This is a genomic window from Lysobacter gummosus (assembly GCF_001442805.1).
Taxonomy (GTDB): Bacteria; Pseudomonadota; Gammaproteobacteria; order Xanthomonadales; family Xanthomonadaceae; genus Lysobacter; species Lysobacter gummosus.
Genome location: NZ_CP011131.1, coordinates 2860843 through 2876838, shown reverse-complemented (window position 1 = coordinate 2876838; position 15996 = coordinate 2860843). Strand labels below are relative to the sequence as shown.

At 62.4% G+C, this 15996-nt stretch carries 12 protein-coding genes; 5 read left to right on the top strand and 7 right to left on the bottom strand.

The window, feature by feature from the left end:
* The first annotated feature begins 287 nt into the window (after positions 1-287).
* From LG3211_RS11640 to LG3211_RS25655, 3 genes are all read left to right on the top strand, one after another.
* Positions 288-653, top strand: coding sequence for a helix-turn-helix transcriptional regulator (locus LG3211_RS11640; protein WP_148648868.1), 366 nt, complete (start codon positions 288-290; stop codon positions 651-653).
* A 562-nt stretch (positions 654-1215) separates the two neighbouring features.
* On the top strand, positions 1216-1713 hold the full coding sequence (locus LG3211_RS11635; protein ID WP_057942992.1) for a hypothetical protein: 498 nt from the start codon (positions 1216-1218) through the stop codon (positions 1711-1713).
* Positions 1714-1888: 175 nt separating this feature from the next.
* Complete coding sequence (locus tag LG3211_RS25655; RefSeq protein ID WP_148648867.1) at positions 1889-2272, top strand: hypothetical protein; 384 nt, start codon at positions 1889-1891, stop codon at positions 2270-2272.
* Between the two features lie 75 nt (positions 2273-2347).
* On the opposite strand, the gene LG3211_RS11630 is transcribed toward LG3211_RS25655, so the two are convergent.
* The 5 genes from LG3211_RS11630 to LG3211_RS26380 form a co-directional block, all read right to left on the bottom strand.
* Positions 2348-2818 carry a hypothetical protein gene (locus tag LG3211_RS11630; RefSeq protein ID WP_057942991.1) on the bottom strand — a complete coding sequence of 157 codons (471 nt, stop codon included), beginning with the start codon at positions 2816-2818 and terminating at the stop codon, positions 2348-2350.
* Between the two features lie 311 nt (positions 2819-3129).
* Positions 3130-6447: a S8 family serine peptidase gene (locus LG3211_RS11625; RefSeq protein WP_083512484.1), complete on the bottom strand. Its 3318-nt coding sequence runs from the start codon at positions 6445-6447 to the stop codon at positions 3130-3132.
* Positions 6448-7124: 677 nt separating this feature from the next.
* The gene (locus LG3211_RS11620) at positions 7125-7997 is read right to left on the bottom strand and encodes a LysR family transcriptional regulator (RefSeq protein WP_057942989.1); all 873 of its coding nucleotides are present in this window, start codon (positions 7995-7997) and stop codon (positions 7125-7127) included.
* A 218-nt stretch (positions 7998-8215) separates the two neighbouring features.
* Entirely contained in the window at positions 8216-10060 is a 1845-nt protein-coding gene (locus LG3211_RS11615; protein ID WP_148648865.1) for a Calx-beta domain-containing protein, read from the bottom strand.
* 721 nt (positions 10061-10781) lie between these two features.
* The gene (locus LG3211_RS26380) at positions 10782-10940 is read right to left on the bottom strand and encodes a hypothetical protein (protein ID WP_187313174.1); all 159 of its coding nucleotides are present in this window, start codon (positions 10938-10940) and stop codon (positions 10782-10784) included.
* Positions 10941-11350: 410 nt separating this feature from the next.
* Between LG3211_RS26380 and LG3211_RS26375 the strand changes: the two genes are divergently transcribed.
* Positions 11351-11506 carry a hypothetical protein gene (locus LG3211_RS26375; protein WP_187313173.1) on the top strand — a complete coding sequence of 52 codons (156 nt, stop codon included), beginning with the start codon at positions 11351-11353 and terminating at the stop codon, positions 11504-11506.
* 729 nt (positions 11507-12235) lie between these two features.
* Entirely contained in the window at positions 12236-14446 is a 2211-nt protein-coding gene (locus tag LG3211_RS24860; protein WP_148648864.1) for a reprolysin-like metallopeptidase, read from the top strand.
* A 144-nt stretch (positions 14447-14590) separates the two neighbouring features.
* On the opposite strand, the gene LG3211_RS26370 is transcribed toward LG3211_RS24860, so the two are convergent.
* Both LG3211_RS26370 and LG3211_RS11600 read right to left on the bottom strand, forming a co-directional pair.
* Positions 14591-14764, bottom strand: coding sequence for a hypothetical protein (locus LG3211_RS26370; protein WP_187313172.1), 174 nt, complete (start codon positions 14762-14764; stop codon positions 14591-14593).
* A gap of 302 nt (positions 14765-15066) precedes the next feature.
* On the bottom strand, positions 15067-15960 hold the full coding sequence (locus LG3211_RS11600; protein ID WP_057942986.1) for a LysR substrate-binding domain-containing protein: 894 nt from the start codon (positions 15958-15960) through the stop codon (positions 15067-15069).
* Positions 15961-15996: the final 36 nt, after the last annotated feature.

The window sequence follows — 15996 nt, the reverse complement described above, 5'->3', positions numbered from 1 at the left end:
TGTGATTTGCGTCCCAAATTGCGATTAAAGACAGTTCTGCTGTGTCCAATTCATGCGTTTAAAGCGCAAATAAATGCGTCGAATTCGTGAGCCCTTCTACGCCTATTTGCGAAAGATTCATGTCTACTGCAATGAGGGAAACTCCTCATGGGTAGAAGATGAACGGGAAAAACCCTGTAATTTCAGCCTGTTCACGAAAATCGCAGACTCCATCGTTCAGGGTTCAGTCCGCCCTTAGTAACCGGTTAGGAAAACCAGACTCATCCCTAGGCATGGAGTCTCTCTAAATGCATATGGCAGATCGGATGCGCCGTGCTCGGTTGAAAGCCAAGCTGTCGCAACAAGAACTGGCGGGTAAGATTGGCGTGCAACGCAGCGCGGTAGCGCAATGGGAAAAAACGGGCGGCAACCTGCCCTCGATGCATCACTTGATCGACATCGCGCTCGCGACCGGCGTGACGCTGGAGTGGCTGGGAACGGGCCGCGGGCCGATCAAGCCCGACGAAGAAACCTGGACGCCTGCGGTTCAGAGCCTCGACTACGCTCAAGACGAAACCGAGTATCAATGCCTGCAAGACTTAAGACGCCTTCCCCATCGACTGCGAGAAAATGTGGCCGGCATCATTGCCATCCTCGCGAAGAATTATCCCTAGAAGTGCGACGTCCCAGCGCGACTGCTCGACCGATTCGGCGACCATGATCAAATTGGCAGATGCCGCGGTCGCGACGTATCGCGATAAGGACCTATTCGGACAGGGGGCGAACACGACGGAAGGCGCGAACAAAAAGGTGCGGACCTAATTCGGAACCCGGGGTCGCATCGTCTGATGGACTCTGGCACCTATTGATGAACGATCCGCCATCACGGCAATCGCCTGCTATTGAGTAAGGCGTGAAGCACGCTCAGTTCGAGGATGCCACTTTTAGATCGCGTTGTCGCCGGCGCCTCTTCGACGAGTTCGATCGCTGCACGAGATAAGGTTGCCAGCAAAAATTACGCCAGTTAAGCAGCGCCCGGGCCAGTTCGCAGACAACGCTTCGTTACTTACACTTCCTAAAACGAACGCCAGTAGATAGTTCGCTACGCACACGCCGTATCCGCCCCGCCGATGGGCAAAACAAAGATTCGTCTAAAGCATGGCGCATTTCGACGATGATCCCTGAGTACCACTGCCTTCCGCAGCTAGCGCTAAATAGCTTCTTTCGGAGCCCACCATGCTCAACATCACCTCGTTCGGAATTTTCCACACCGCAGTGGCTCTGGTCGCGGTCGCATTCGGCCTGATCGCACTATTCATGCATGGCGAAATCGGCGCCCGCACGCAATCGGGACGGCTCTACGTCTGGTTGACGGCGGTCACGGCTATCACCGGGCTCTTCATCTTTCGCCACGGGAGCTTTGGCCCGCCGCATGTGCTGGCGATCATGACCCTGCTGGTGCTGGCGATCGCCTATGTCGCCGAGCGTAGTAGCAACACAGGTATCGCGCGGTACGTCGCGGTGCTCGGCTACTCGCTCACGCTGTTCTTCCACCTGATCCCGGGACTGACCGAGACCGGGACACGCATTCCGGTGGGCCATCCGGCCTTCACCGGTCCGGAAGATCCGACTCTGAAGGCCCTAGTCGGCGCCGGCTTCCTCGTCTACCTCGCGGGTGCAGCCATCCAAGTAGCGCGGATCCGCCGCTCGCGCGCGCTGGCGGCCTCCACCTAGACTTCTCCCCCTTTTAGAGAGGATCGATGAGTTCGCCAAGATGGGGCGCTAAGAGCTTTTGCTATTTGCTGGATCGCCGAACGGAACGCGGATGACACTTCGGGCGACGATTCGGAGAAACGCCCCAAAATCCGGGGCCTTTTCTTTATCCTGGCAACTGACTTGGGGGGGACTTATGGATGAGACACAGGTACGCCGAAAAAGCGACGACAAGGGCTGGGGATGGATCGGAACAGCATTAGCGGTCTTGGTCTTCATGGGCATCGTCGCGGCCGCTGGCGGAACTTCATATCAGATCGGAAAGCAGCAGGTCGCGGCTGATGACAAAAAACGAACCGAGAGTGAAAAGATCGCCCTCGCCCGTCGTCAACTGGTCGAGAGCCAAATCGCTGATCTGATACAAGAACGAGACGCGCTGCGTGATCGCGTACTAAAGCTCGAAACCGAGCTTCTGGCCGAGCGAAGCGCAAATCCGAACCAACAAAGCTCGCTTCGTTGTATCAATGGCGAGCTTGTTGTACGCCGCGGTGACACGTGGACCTCCGCGGGGGATTGCTAACTTGGTGCCCTGCACTATCAGGCACGCGCAGCTTTCGTTGTCGGGCGCGTTGTCCGCTCGCGCCGAGGCAGCGACTCAGTCTGCGTCGTAGGCTTGGTCCGATGTGGTTTCGACGAGCCTGAGATTGGCGTTGGCGCGCCGATAGTCGCGCGGATCCACCAAGGTCAGCTTGCACTGCGCCGTATCGCCCTCGATATGGATCGCCGCTCCGGACAGATAGATATGTACCGCTTCGCGGCTGCGCTTGCCGAAGCGGGTGAAATAGGTCGCGCGATGGCCGCGCAGCACCACCGCGTTGGCGCCCACTGCTTGCGCCGCAGCGGCCAGGCGATCGAATGCGCGGGCATAACTCGCCTGCGGCGGCGCCTTGTCCATGCTGCTTTCGGTAATGCGGGTCCCGGCTTCGGCCGTGACTGGCCCGAGCTTGCCGTAGGCACAGGCCGGCGTCGCCTTGAGCACCGGTATCGTGGCGGCCGCTTCGCCGATGCCGAGACAACACCACAGCAGCGTGGTCGCAACGATGCAGGTACGTTGCCGATCCGACATGGCGGCTCCCCAGCCTGGCCTTGGAACGGTAAGTATAGGACGCGCCGAACGGGCGATATGTAGTTTTTCGTGCGCAGGCCTGTAGCCGCAACTCGACTGCGTGTAGGCCGCGTTCTTCTCCAGACCTGGGCAACGTAGCCGAACTGACACTTGATGATCCGGATGCGCCGCGGCGACGCTCGTCTGCAGCGCTGGCACGGTGAGCGCGGGCCCCGCCATTGCCGGGCTCACGCCAACGCCGTCAGCGGAAATGATACGCGTACAAAGAAAGGGCCCGAAATGTCCGGGCCCTTCCTTTTGCCGCCGAGTCGTCAAGGCGTCACGGTGAGACGCACCCGCGCAGCGACCTTGGGCTCGAGCGGATCGTTGCTGGCCACACACACATAGCCGATGTGCTGGCCCGGGGACAGCCCCGCGGCATCGACCCGGATACGCAGGTTCCTGCCGGCACCGGGTTGGATGCTGCCCGTAGCGCCGTCCACTACCGCACCCAACCACGGCGTCCCGCAGGTATTGCGCACCTGCATCGTGTAGGCCATGCCGGGCTCATCGTTGCGCACGCCCCAAGGCGCCGCGCGGCGCAGGCGGAAACTGCCGTCGCCGTCCACCGTCGACAGCATCCACAGCCAGCGGTTGGCGAAGCTCGTGGTGGCGTTCACCACCAGCCAGTAATGGCCCGCGGGCAGAGTGGGATTCTGCCCCGCCGCCGCCAGATCCAGCGAGACGCTCTGATTAGGACTGCCGATGGTGACCCCGGGAGCGGTCGGCGTGGCGCTGAACGTCCAGGCCGCGGCGTGCGGCGCGGTTTCCGGATCGCCGGCCGGATTGCCGTTGAGATCGGGATAAATGCTCCAGGTCAACGCACTGGCGGCGCTCGCCAGTTTCCCGCTGGCCATGAAACCCGGCGTGTACAACTTGGCGATCTGGGTCGGCTCGGTCAGAGTGAAATCGTCCGCCGCCAGGTAGGCCGCGCCAGGGCGGTCGGAGAAGATCGAGCTTTCCCAACCGAACCCGCCTTCCACTCTCTGGTCGATGTGAGTGCGGGTGGCCACGCCGGTGTTGTCCAACAGGTAGCGCAAGGGCGAGCCGCCATCGTTGCCCACGCTGAAGCTGGCATAGCCGGCACTGCCGGCTTGCAGGCTCACGGCGATCTCCTGCGGCGTCACCGCGATCGAAGGCGGCAGCACCGACACCGCCACGGGCAGATGCAGCGCCGGCGATGCCTTGCCGCCCATTCCGATCGGAACCAGTTCCACGCTACCGAAGTGCCAACTGCCGTCACCGCGCAGATTGCCGCTGTCTATGGTGACCGCCAGCGTGCGGCTCGCGCCCGCAGGAACTCGCAACACTGGCGCCGAGGTATATCCGCGCAAGCCCTCCAGCTTTACCCGATACATCACCGTGGCATCGGTCGGGTTGCGGAAGCTGCGCTCGAAGGTGCAACTGCGATAGCAATCGCCGTCGCCCAAAGAGGGCAGATTGAGCGCGGACACCTTGCCGCCGATTGCCGGATTGGCCGCCAGATAGCCCGTCTTGGTTTCGTCGAGCACCAGCCCCGCCCTCACCGCCCGGTCCACCTGGACACGGCCGGCGCCCATGCTGAAGGCATCCGCCGGCGTGGTTCCGTCTTCTTTCCAGACTTTCCGCTCGGCGGTCATCATCAGCGCCGACTTCACCTCCGCCGGCGTCCAGTCCGGCCGCATCTGCCGGACCAGACCCGCGGTGCCGGCCAGATGAGGCGTGGCCATGGAAGTGCCGCTGAGCAGACCGACCGCATTCTCCGAACCGGTGATCGCGGTCCCGGAGATCGCCGCCAGGATGTTCACGCCGGGCGCGGCGATGTCGGGCTTGACCAGATCGAACGTTCCGGCCGGGCCGCGACCGCTGAAGCCCGCCAGCACGTCCGGCGTAACAGGCAGCGGCACCGGCGGATACGGAATCCCTCCGCTCACCTGCCCCGGATGAGCGGCATGGAATGCGTTCAGCGCATCGCCGATCGCCTGAGTGGTGACCAAAAGCGGGATGCTTGCCGAGCCCGAGGTACCGAAACTGCTGTCGGCATAATTGACGACAAGCGCGACGCGCGCACCCGCGTTCGCCGCGTTCTGCGCGCGCACCGAGTAAGTGCAGTTGACCGAGTTGCGGCTGATCACCGCGATCGCGCCCTGGAAAGCGTTTGCGGGAAACGGCGCGCAGCCATCGTTCGGGGTGCCCCAGGTCGGACTCAGCACTACCGGCGTCGTGTTCGGCAATGTCGCGTTGAGACGGGGTCCGGCGCTGCTCTCGGTCAGCAAGGCCGAAGATAGCGCTTCGGGCACCGGCGCCGGGCCGGCGATCTTCAGCAACAGCCCGTAATTGCCTCGAGTGTGGGTCGACGCCGCAACCGACGCCGTCCAAGGCTCCTGATGGTGCACCGTGCCCACACCGGACCCGTCGTTGCCGGCGGCCGCGGCGACGAAGATGCCCGCATCGTTGGCATTGAGGAAGGCGAGCGAAACCGATTCGTTCCACGGGTCTTTACCGCCGCTGATCGAAAAACTGATCACATCGACGATGCCGTCGGCTACCGCCTGGTCCACGGCGGAGACCATCGCCGTGCTCGGACACGAACCGCGGCCGCCGGCGACGTCGTAGTAGCACACGTCCGACATGATGATGTTGGCGTGCGGCGCAACCCCCGAGATGCGCACCTCGTTGCCCTTGAACAAAGCGGTGCGGAAGTTGCCCGCGGCGGTGGAGGACGTATGGCTGCCGTGCGAATCGTTGTCGCCGAAGCCCGGTTCCTCGCGAAGGGTCGTGCCGGTGCATGCGTTGACCGGCGGCCCGCATACGAAGTCGTAGCCGCCGATCAGCTTGTCGTTGCAGCGGCCCTCATCGACGCCGCCGGGCGCGCACGAGCCCAGGTAATGCCCGGACCCGAGCGGGTTGGCATGGGTATAGCCCTTCTGGTCGGTCGCGGCGAACGACGGGCTGCCGAAGTTGATGCCGGTGTCGAGGATATTGAACACCACGCCTTCGCCCTTGAATCCGCCTGGCAGCGCGTCCCACAGCACGGATGCGCCGATCAGCGCCGGGCCGACATCGGTGGCCAGATCGTAGAGCCGGTTCGGTTCGACCAGGGCCACGTCGGGCAGCTTGCGCACGCGCGCGGCCTCGGCCGGGCTGAGGTCGACTATCGAGGCGTTGAGCGCATGCTGCAGGCGTTGCCGTACGCGCAGGCTGCGTCCCACGACCGAGGAAATACGCGTCTCATGCGAGCGCTGCGCCTGCTGCAGGTGCGCGACATAGCTGCGCGCCGCAGCGCTGCTGACGTCGAGCTTTCCACCCGACATGCCTGTCGCCGAGCGCAGGCGCGCGGGCGCCGCGAACCCGCGCACGCCACCGCGATAACTCGCCAACGGCTCTTCGCGATAGACCACGATGTAAGGCGTTCGCGGACTGGGCGTCGCCTGATCCGACTTCGCGCCGCTCCCGCCGCCAGCGGCCAGCCGCGTCCCGCCGAGCGCGGCCGACCAGGCCGGCGATGCATCGCGCATTGCGATCGCACCGACCGCAGCGGCGGCCAAGGTCGCCGAACCGGCAAGCGCCATGGCGAGCGTGCTTTTTTTCAAGCCTGCGAATTTCGACATGTTTTTCCTACTCGTTCACGAAAAGGCCGCGGTTGCGCAGCCAGGTGGAGTAACGGCGTGGCGCCCCCGCGCCACCGGCAGATTGCTCGCGGCCGATTGCGCATCGCGAGTGTCGATCATCGTTGGACCAAGCTCGACGACGGTCTAGCTTTCAATCGACGACACCGGTGCCGAATTCCGCACAAAGGCGGGCTTTTGTCTACTCAGGTCTCAAATCGCTTGCGCATGAAATTTTCCGCTGCATCGCCACATGTCGCGGCGAGCCGGCTGGAATCTGCATTTTGGCAATGCGCGACAGCCGCGTTCTGCGCCGCACGGAAGAGCCGGCTGAAATGGCTGATTAGAAAAAATCGATGCTTGATTGCGTTTCGCCAAACTATCTGCGCGACTTTCCATCAGAAATCCTGCCAAGAACTTGCTGTCACTAGGCTGGCCATATCGCTTCCTGCTCTGCTTTTTCGTGTTGCCCCGCAGCTTGCGCGAGTTCAACAAAGCGCACTTCCAAAGTTCGTAGAGATCCGCACAGATTTCCACCGGCCTGCCTGTCAGTATTATTTCCGAGAGATGGGCCAGTCCCCCTGCCCCACTCTCCTCACGCGCCCGGACCCTCATCCGGGCGCGTTTCTTTGTGTGTGCATCAAATCCGTCGGAGCGTCGTTTTCAACCACGGCGCGCTGTCAACGCGCCCGTACCAGCTCGATCAAGGTCTTGACCATCGGTGAAGCCAGGTGCTTGTTGGGCACCACCAGGCTGCTGTTGGCTTTCAATGCGTCGCCCAGGATCTTCTTGGTCACTATCCGCTCGTGATCGGTATGCTCGTCCTCGGCCACCACCGATACTCCCAAGCCTTGCGCGACCGCTTCGCGCACGGATTCGCGGCTGCTGAGCTCGTAGGCGATCAAGGGATCGACGCCCGCGCCGGCCAGGCCCTCCAGAAACATCTTTCGGGTCAATGAGCCGCGCTCGCGGATCAACAGTTCCTGCCCGCTGAAATCCGCGAGGGTCAGCGCGGGCTTCTCGCACAACCGATGGCCGCGCGGCAGCAAGGCCATCAACTCATAGCTGTAGAAATGGAACGTCTGTTGACCGGGCCGCTTCTCGTTCTGCACGAAGAACCCGACATCGACCGCTTCGCTGTCGATCAGGTTCTGGGCTTTGTCGGATGCCACGAAACTGATGTTCACCTTGATGTGCGGATACAGCATCCGGAACTCGCGGATCAGCTTGGAGGTGCGCATCGGATTGACCGCGGCGATGTTGAGCTCGCCGGTATGGGCCGTGGTGTGCGACAGCAGAATGAACTCGGCCTCGCGAAAATGATCGAGGACGGCGCGCGAAGGCGCCACCAGCGCGACGCCGATGTCGGTCAGGCGGTTGTTCTCGCGCTGACGCTGGAACAGCTTGGTCCGGTACGACTCTTCGATGCTGGCGATCTGATTGACGACCGTCGGCTGCGACACGCCGAGGTACTCCGCCGCCGCCTTGAAGCTCCTGAACTGCGCCAGGGCGCAAAACGCGCGGATCTGCGGAAGGGTGAGCAATGACTTCATGAAGACCTCTATGTTTCCAATGTCTTGCAGCACTAATTCCGGCGTCGGCGCTTTCGCGGAATCCAGACCGTCCTTTTCCCGGCTCCGGTGCAAAGCGCGAGCGGTCGAAATCCATCGCCTCCGGTGGGATCGCGCAAGCTGGCGTAGTGCAGCCAATCCCGGCAGAGCGCTCGAACTTCCTTTTCGCAAACCGATCTGGTTCTGTTCATGACGTTTGGTCAGGGCACATAGTCGGAAGGATCCGAGCTGAATCGCACTGGTATCGAAACATCGACGCAGGCGCCTGCCGGCAACACCACGCCCGCGACCGAAACGCTTGTGCCGCCGGCCGCGCCTCCGCTCGCGGGGCAGGTTCCTCCGCCCGAACCGCTGCAAGTCCAGGCGCTCGCCAGGCTTACGCCGGGCGGCAAGCTGTCGCCGATCGTGGCGCCGTCGGCCGGATCCGAACCCGCGGCGTTGCAGGCATGCAGCGTGTAGGTCGAAGTCGTCCCCGGCGTATAAGCATCAAGATCGCCGAGTTCGGATTTCACCATCGACAAGGCCACGCAGGCGGGATCCACCAACGCATTGGCCGAGTTGTTGGCCATGCCTGCGGGCACGGGCGTAACGAAGCCGGACTGCGCCGTAGCGCCTTCGGCCAACGCGCCGGTCACCGCTGCGCTGGCGGAATTGGTCATCGCGGCGCAGCGCTGCGCATCGACGGTCGCGTTGATGGTGTAAGTGACGAATCCGCCCGCGGCGCCGCCGGAGCCGGCCGGCAACAAGGCGGTCGTGTTGATCGGGCCGGAGCCGCCGGACGCATTGCAGGCGCCGCCGTTTCCGCCCTGGCAGCTCCAGTTGCCGAAGCTCAATCCGGCCGGAGCCGGATCCAGCACGGTCGCGGTGACGTCGTGGCTGGTGGTATCGGCCACGCTCGTGCGCGCCGTGTTGTTGCGATAGGTGACCGTAAACTGCGTAGCCCCGCCGGCTGGCGGTGTGGGATTGGCGCCGCCGGCCAAGGCTTTGGTTACCTGCAGGTCGACATCGTTATCCAGGATGGTCAACGTGCCCGCGGCGCTCGGCGCGGTTCCGCATCCTGAGGTGGAGGCCAGCGAGTACTGCGTGGGATTCGATCGGACCTGAAACGTCACCGTTTCGTTGTCTTCGATCACGCTGTCGTCAACGATGTTGATCGGGATCGGAAAGCGCTGGTCGTCGTAGACCCCGGCGGGAATCGTCACGTTGGCGCTGGCGCCGGTCGTGTAGTCGCTGCCCGCAGTGGCGGTGCCGCCGGTAATGTCCACCAGGACCGTGATGCCCCCGGCCGGCACCGTGCCGCGTATCCGGACCTGCGGCAAGGTCGGCGTAGCGGACCCCTCCCGGCTTGCGGAAGCGTTCGGATCGAACTCGAGGTAAGGGCGGAGCGTCACCTGTATGTCGTCGAGCAGATTGCCCGTGGCGCCGCCGCCGATCGCCTGGAAGCCGAAATTGTGATTTCCGGTGGTGCCGGTCCAGGTGAAGCTTCCGCTGTAGTCCGTCCAACCGTTGCCGCCCGCAGCTGAGGTACAGCTGTGACTGGTGACCGTACCGTCGCTGGGGCACGACACGGGCGCGCCGGTGCCGGTAGTGGTGCTCGACAGCACGGCCACCGTGTTGGCGGTGCTGTCGACATTGAAGTTCATCACCTCCGGGACCGTGGCGCTGTTACGGCCGCGATGACTCAAGCGCCAGTCCACTCGCTCATTGTTGGTAAGGCAAATGGTTTGCGACAACCGGGACGCGACATAGGCATTGAGTTCGGCGTGTTGGCTACCCGAGCGCGGCGGCACCGACAGATAGTTGGGACCACGCCAGACCTCGATCGGCCCGGCGATCGGCGAGCCCACGGGCGATCCGGCCAAGGCGCACGACCCGCTCACGGTATTGGCGGGATGATTGGTGTCCCACCCAGGAACCACGCCGGCGGAAATGATCAGATAGCAGTTGTTCCCCGTAAGCGCTGGCTGCTCGAATCCAAGATTGACGAACGTACGCTGCACCTGCGCAGATGAAACCGCCGGCACGCAGGCCAGCGCCACCAACATCAATCCGTACCGTGCGGCTGCGCGACCACGACCTCCAGTATTTCTCGGCACCCGTCGCCTCCCAACGCACTTCCGCGTCGCCTCGCCACATGGCGAAGTCAATTCGAAACACAACGCCGCCTGTCCGCGCACGTGGTGCGCAGGCTTCTCTACCTTGACTCGATCGGATATCGCGGACTGCTTACGACTCGTTCCTTCCCACAGATACGAACCAAATCCGCCCACGGGCGCAGATCATCAGCCAACCTTTCGCGCCGAGGAGAGGCGCCAGTCGCAGAGCACCTGCACTGCACGTTTGTATATTTCCTACATCTTTTCATCGAAATCTGCGCACGCAAATTAGCTCTTTCCTTCTCAATGTCAACACGCAAGTTAAAGTTTTGCCGCCTCACGTAACAAATCGGCATCGCACGCAAATCATCCCGATGCTTCGACAACCACATGCAGATCACGACCTTATCTTCGTCGCGCATGACACCACGCGCACTCGTATCGTGCTGATGAAAGACCCTTACAGGGCAGGATCTTCGCCGAAAATACGCACACGTACCGATAGTTTTCGCAGTTTTTTATCCGATGCAGTGCTGAATTTTTCGCCATCGCGTTCAGCGAACGCTGAGCGATGATGGCTCGCCCGCTCTGGTTAGCGATAACCTAATTTAAATTTTCATTATCAGAATTACGAATTCGTCGACACATCCATGGCCGTCGCGCGCACGGCCTATTTGATCGCACTCATCGCAATGAACGCGATGGCATCGTGCCCCAGGTAATCGGCGCTGCCCCGGAACTCGTATCGCCGTTCATTGAGCGAGCGCCGCGCCGAACCCCTCCCCGCGCGGTTGCTGACACGCTTGTTCCGGTAGTGCACATAGGCCATAACGTCCGCATCCGCGTGCGGCCACTTCGTTGCGTGGACAAGCGATGCACCCGGAAGACACGATTGCAGTCGTCTAGAAGATCAAAAACGGCCTGGGCGCCCCTCGAATCCAGGGTGCGGGCAATCGACTCTGACGGCATGCCTCCGGCGAACGGGAAAGCGCGGCGACATCGCCCCCGCTCGCTCGCCTGACGAGTGTATGACCGACATCGGAATTTCGAAGAAAGAATTTTTGTACCGTGCCAAACCATGCAACGCATCTGAGCACCGACTCATCGTGCGCGCGCCCTCGCCTTCGCGAGCGCCGGCCGCCGCGTCCTGGCGAGGAGACCATTACGTTGAAGAGACAAGCCATCTGCGAACGAACCATTCGCGGGCTATGCAATGATTGGCGATCGGCGGCCGGCCGCATGCATGAGCCCGCCGACAAGCTGTGCTTCGAGGATTTCCATCGCTGGCTGCATGAGCACCACCCCGACAAGCTGCGCGCTCGCCGCGGCGCCAACGCGGCGTTCTGGCTGCGCTTGTGGTTCGAGCAGGAAGTAGGCGTTCACGGCCCACTCTAGGCAGCTATCGGCTCATGAAAGGCCGTGGGAGCGGAGCGAGAACATCGCTCTGTCACGCCGCAGCCGGATCCACATGGTGGCTTGATGCTCACGCCTCCATCGATTGATTAGGCCAAATGAAACCAGAAGACCTTCCGTTGACATAGTCACGGATCGCTATCCCGGCTGCCATCACGCCAAAACTGAAAGGTTTCGCTTCGCGCCGAAGTAAAGAACGTGCAGCTCACTGCGCGAGAGTCAGAAATGCAAAATTTCACGAGATAAATAGTTAAATTTGTCGCGGCCATCAGCATCGGACTTATGAGTAAAAATCATTGCCTCCGCGGAAGAAATCAGGTTCTTTTCATTGGATGATTAGATGCGATGGCGTCTATTGCATGGCGCGCCACCAAGCGAGCCATCCGCCCACCATCGACATCTTCGTTGCATTCGACAGCATTGAAGCCATGCGATGAAACGCTCGAACATTTCATCGCCTCCATCCCTCGATGAAGAACATCGCTCCGGGGTGAGCGCTCCGCGTTACGTATCGAATCCTGACGATCCGACAATACGAATATTGCTGATTGATCTATCGGCCAACGCCTGAGCAACAGACTCGGCCTGGCTAGCGCGCAAGTTCAGCTGCCGCCACTTCGAACGGGTCGAAATCGAAGGGCGTCGGCCACAATTTCAGAGAACTGAAAATCAGGGGGCGCTGAAGCATGTTCTTCACCAGGAGAAGTCACCATGTTAAAGCTCACATTGCTGGTCGCGGCCATCGCCGCAAGCGGCCCGGCGGTCGCCGCTACACCGTCGCTGTTCGAAACCATGGGGCCGGCCAAGGCCATCACAGCCAACACAAAGACCGCTGGCAGAGAACTTCCAGTCAAGCTCAACCCCAACGCGCTTGAGCATGCGATCACCGAGAACGGCCTGTGGATCCAGCTTCCCGACAACAAACGCATTTTCGCCAGAACGGTTCGTCACCAGTTCCTGGGCGACGGCAACCTATTGTGGGTCGGCAAGGTGATGTTGAAGAAAAATGAGCGCACCGTCGTCATCACCATGGGCCGCGATGCCGTGTTCGGTTCGCTCGTCGCCGGGGACGGGTCGCCGTTGAAACTGGAAACCCGCAAGGGCGCCACTTACCTGGTCGTGCCGGATCCGAAGTTCGATGCGATGAATCAGCCGGGCCTCAAGCACGCGCCCGACTACATCGAAGCAGAAACGCTGATTCCGACCAAGGCCGACATGGATCGCACCCGTCTGGCGCTGGCCAAGGCCAGCGTGCCGGTCGTGGATGTGTTCATCGGCTATACGCCCGGCCTGGTGACGCGATACGGCTCGCAGGCCGCAGCCGTCACCCGCCTGAACTTCCTGGTGTCAACCACCAATCAAGCCTTCGCCGACAGCCAGGTCGATGCGACGCTGCGCCTGGTGGGCACCACGCTGGTGAACTACTCCGACACGGCGACCAACTCGGCCGCGCTCAGCGCGCTCGGCGACAAGAGCGGCACCGGCCCGCTGCAGGTTCTTCGCGACGCGCGCCGAACCAGCGGCGCGGACATGCTGACCATCGTGCGCCCGTTCCTGACGCCCGAACACGGCAACTGCGGACTGGCGACGGTGAACGGCAGCAATCTGGGCGCGTACACCACCGCGGCCGCCTCGGGCGCCAATGCCGCGATCAGCGACGGCAAGGACGACAATAGCGGCTATTTCTGCCAAGACACGACCTTCGCGCATGAGCTCGGCCACAACTGGGGCCTCGTCCACGACTCGTCGAACAGCAGCACCCCGGGGCCGTTTCCGTATACCTACGGTTGGCGGCGGACGCTTCCGGAAGGCAGCTTCTACACACTGATGGCCTACGGTGCCGATGGCCAATCCCTGGCTCCGTATTACTCAAATCCGGATATTTACCTGTGCAGCGGCCAGCCCTGCGGCGATGCGGGAACGGCCGATCAGGCACGGGCGCTCCGGCAGATCCTGCCGATCGCGTCCGCATTCAACCAGCCGCTCGACCCACTCATCGATATCAACGGCGACGGCAGCGCGGACGTTGTCTATCAAAACGACGGCAGCTTGACCTATATGCTTTATGAGAGCGGCAGCGCCCGCGGGGCGGGCCAGCAAACCATGGGCACCGGTTATACGCTCAGGGCCGCGGGCGACTTCAACGGCGACCATCGCACCGACCTGGTCTGGACCAGCAGCGCTCGCATACCGCAGATCTGGATCACTCAACCCGACGGCAGCTTCCAGCTCACCGCCAAGGCATACACGTCCTACGACGTAGTCGGCGCGGCCGACATGAGCGGCGACGGCAAGGGCGACATACTTTTCATCAAGCCCTCGGAGAACAAGCTGCGCTACTGGGTCATGAACGGCGCCTCGACATCAACCACGAAATCCTTCGACATCACGCCGGGATACACCATCGTATCGGCGCGTGATTTCAACGGCGATGGGCTGGCGGACCTCATGTGGTCCAATGCCGAGCACAAGCTCGAGTTCTGGCAGAACAACGGCAACAACACGTTCACCATCACCGCCAGCGCGCTCCAGTACGACCAGAACCTGCGCATCGTCGGCAGCGGCGATTTCAACAACGACGGCAAGGCCGATCTGGCGTTCTTCAACGACGGCGCGCTGCTTCTGTCTCCCACCACCGTGTGGCTGATGGACGGCGGCAATCGCATCGGCACGCAGTCGGTGGACGGCCCTGTGCTTTCGCTGCTGCACGACCCCATTGCCGTGGACCGCTACAGCGGCGGCACCGCCAGTGTCATGTGGAGCAGCGGCCTGCGAGATCTCTGGCTGTCGCGCAACGACGGCACCGGTGAAAACTTCTCGACTACCAGCATCCTCGCGTATCCGGCCAGCAGTCCCGGCTCGTATTACCGCAACTATCCGGCGGGCTGGACCCTGTTCTCCGGCGCTCCGATCGCACCGTAGAATCGCGCGGCCATGACGGAACCCGCAGCCGGATCGGTGCGGGTTCCGCTTTTTTCGTCGCCGGCGTGGCGTTGTCTGAATGACGGCTCGACACGGCGCATCGATGATGCGCACATCGAGCTGTCGCTCGCGCGGCGTGGGCGGTCAATCCCAGTTGGTATTGAGGAACCACTCCGGCGCAAGCGCGGGATGCCGCCGATAAAGCGGAATCAACGCCTCGAACATCAGATCGAACATCGCCTTGCTCACGCAGTCGCGAAATGCCGCGAACTCGCCGTGCGAACACTCTTGCTGGGCAAGCTCCAACGATGCGTTCATCAGGGACGTGGCTTGCAACAGGCGATCGTTGATCTGTTTTTCTACGTCTTGGTCCGTGATCATTGGATACGCTGCTCGACGATCGGTGGCAACCCTAGGCGGACTTGACTTGGGCGCGCGCCATTTTCTCATAACAGCCGCGCAGCGATCCAAAAGCGCTTCGCACTTTGAGTGAGGCTCAGCCTAATCGCGTCGTGCTTGGTCTGCATCTGCGGCGCGAGCGTGAGCGACGCCGTCGCAGGCCGGCTTGCAACATCGCACTTCGATTGCCGATGTCGCCAGCGCCCTGGGCGCCGTTCGGGCTAAGCCGTCCCCGCCGCGCCTTGCGCCAGCAACCAGTCGACGAACGCGCGCAAATGCGCGGGCTTGTCCCCGTCGCGCGGCACGAGCAGGTAGTAACTGCTGCCGGTAGCGCGGATGTCGTCGAAGGGCGTAACGATGCGTCCGGCCTGACGGTCCATGTCCAGCGTCGGAAACGTTCCGATGGCGAATCCCAGTCCGTCCACCACCGCTTGCAAGGTGACGAAGAAATGATCGAAACGCAGCATGCGCAGCGGTCGTAGCGAATCGAAGCCGGCTTCGCGCAACCAGGCCTCCCAGGTCCCCGGCCGCGTCTCGGTGTAGAGCAGGACGCCATCGATCAGGTCCTGCGGATCGCGCAGCGGCGTGCGCGCCAGCAACGATGGGCTGGCGATGACGGTCTGGGTCTCGCTGAAGATCGGCTCGACCTCGAACTGCCCATTGCGCTCGATGGTGCGGCGGATGGCCAGATCGAAGGCGCCGTGCAGACCCGATTCGTTGCTGAAGGCGGTCGACACGCGCACATCGACATCGGGCTGCAGCCGATGGAAGTCGTCGAGCCGCGGAATCAGCCAGCGCATGGCGAAGGTCGCCGGCGCGCTCACGCGGATTACCTTGCGCGTGGCGATCCGGCCATACAGTTCGGAGGCGGCGCCGATATGGTCGAAGGCCTCGCTGATCTCGCGTCCGAACGCCTGTGCATGCACGGTCGGCACCATGCGCCGGCCCTCGCGCCGGAACAGCGGCTGCCCCAGCCATTGCTCGAGGATCTCGATCTGCCGGCTCACCGCGCCGTGGGTCAGGTTCAACTCGCGCGCGGCCAGCGAGTAGCTACCGGCGCGCACGGCGACCTCGAAGATGCGCAACGCGTTGAGTGGTGGAAGCTTATGCGGCATATGTGAGTTTTTCTGACAAATAGGCCAAATAAAGTC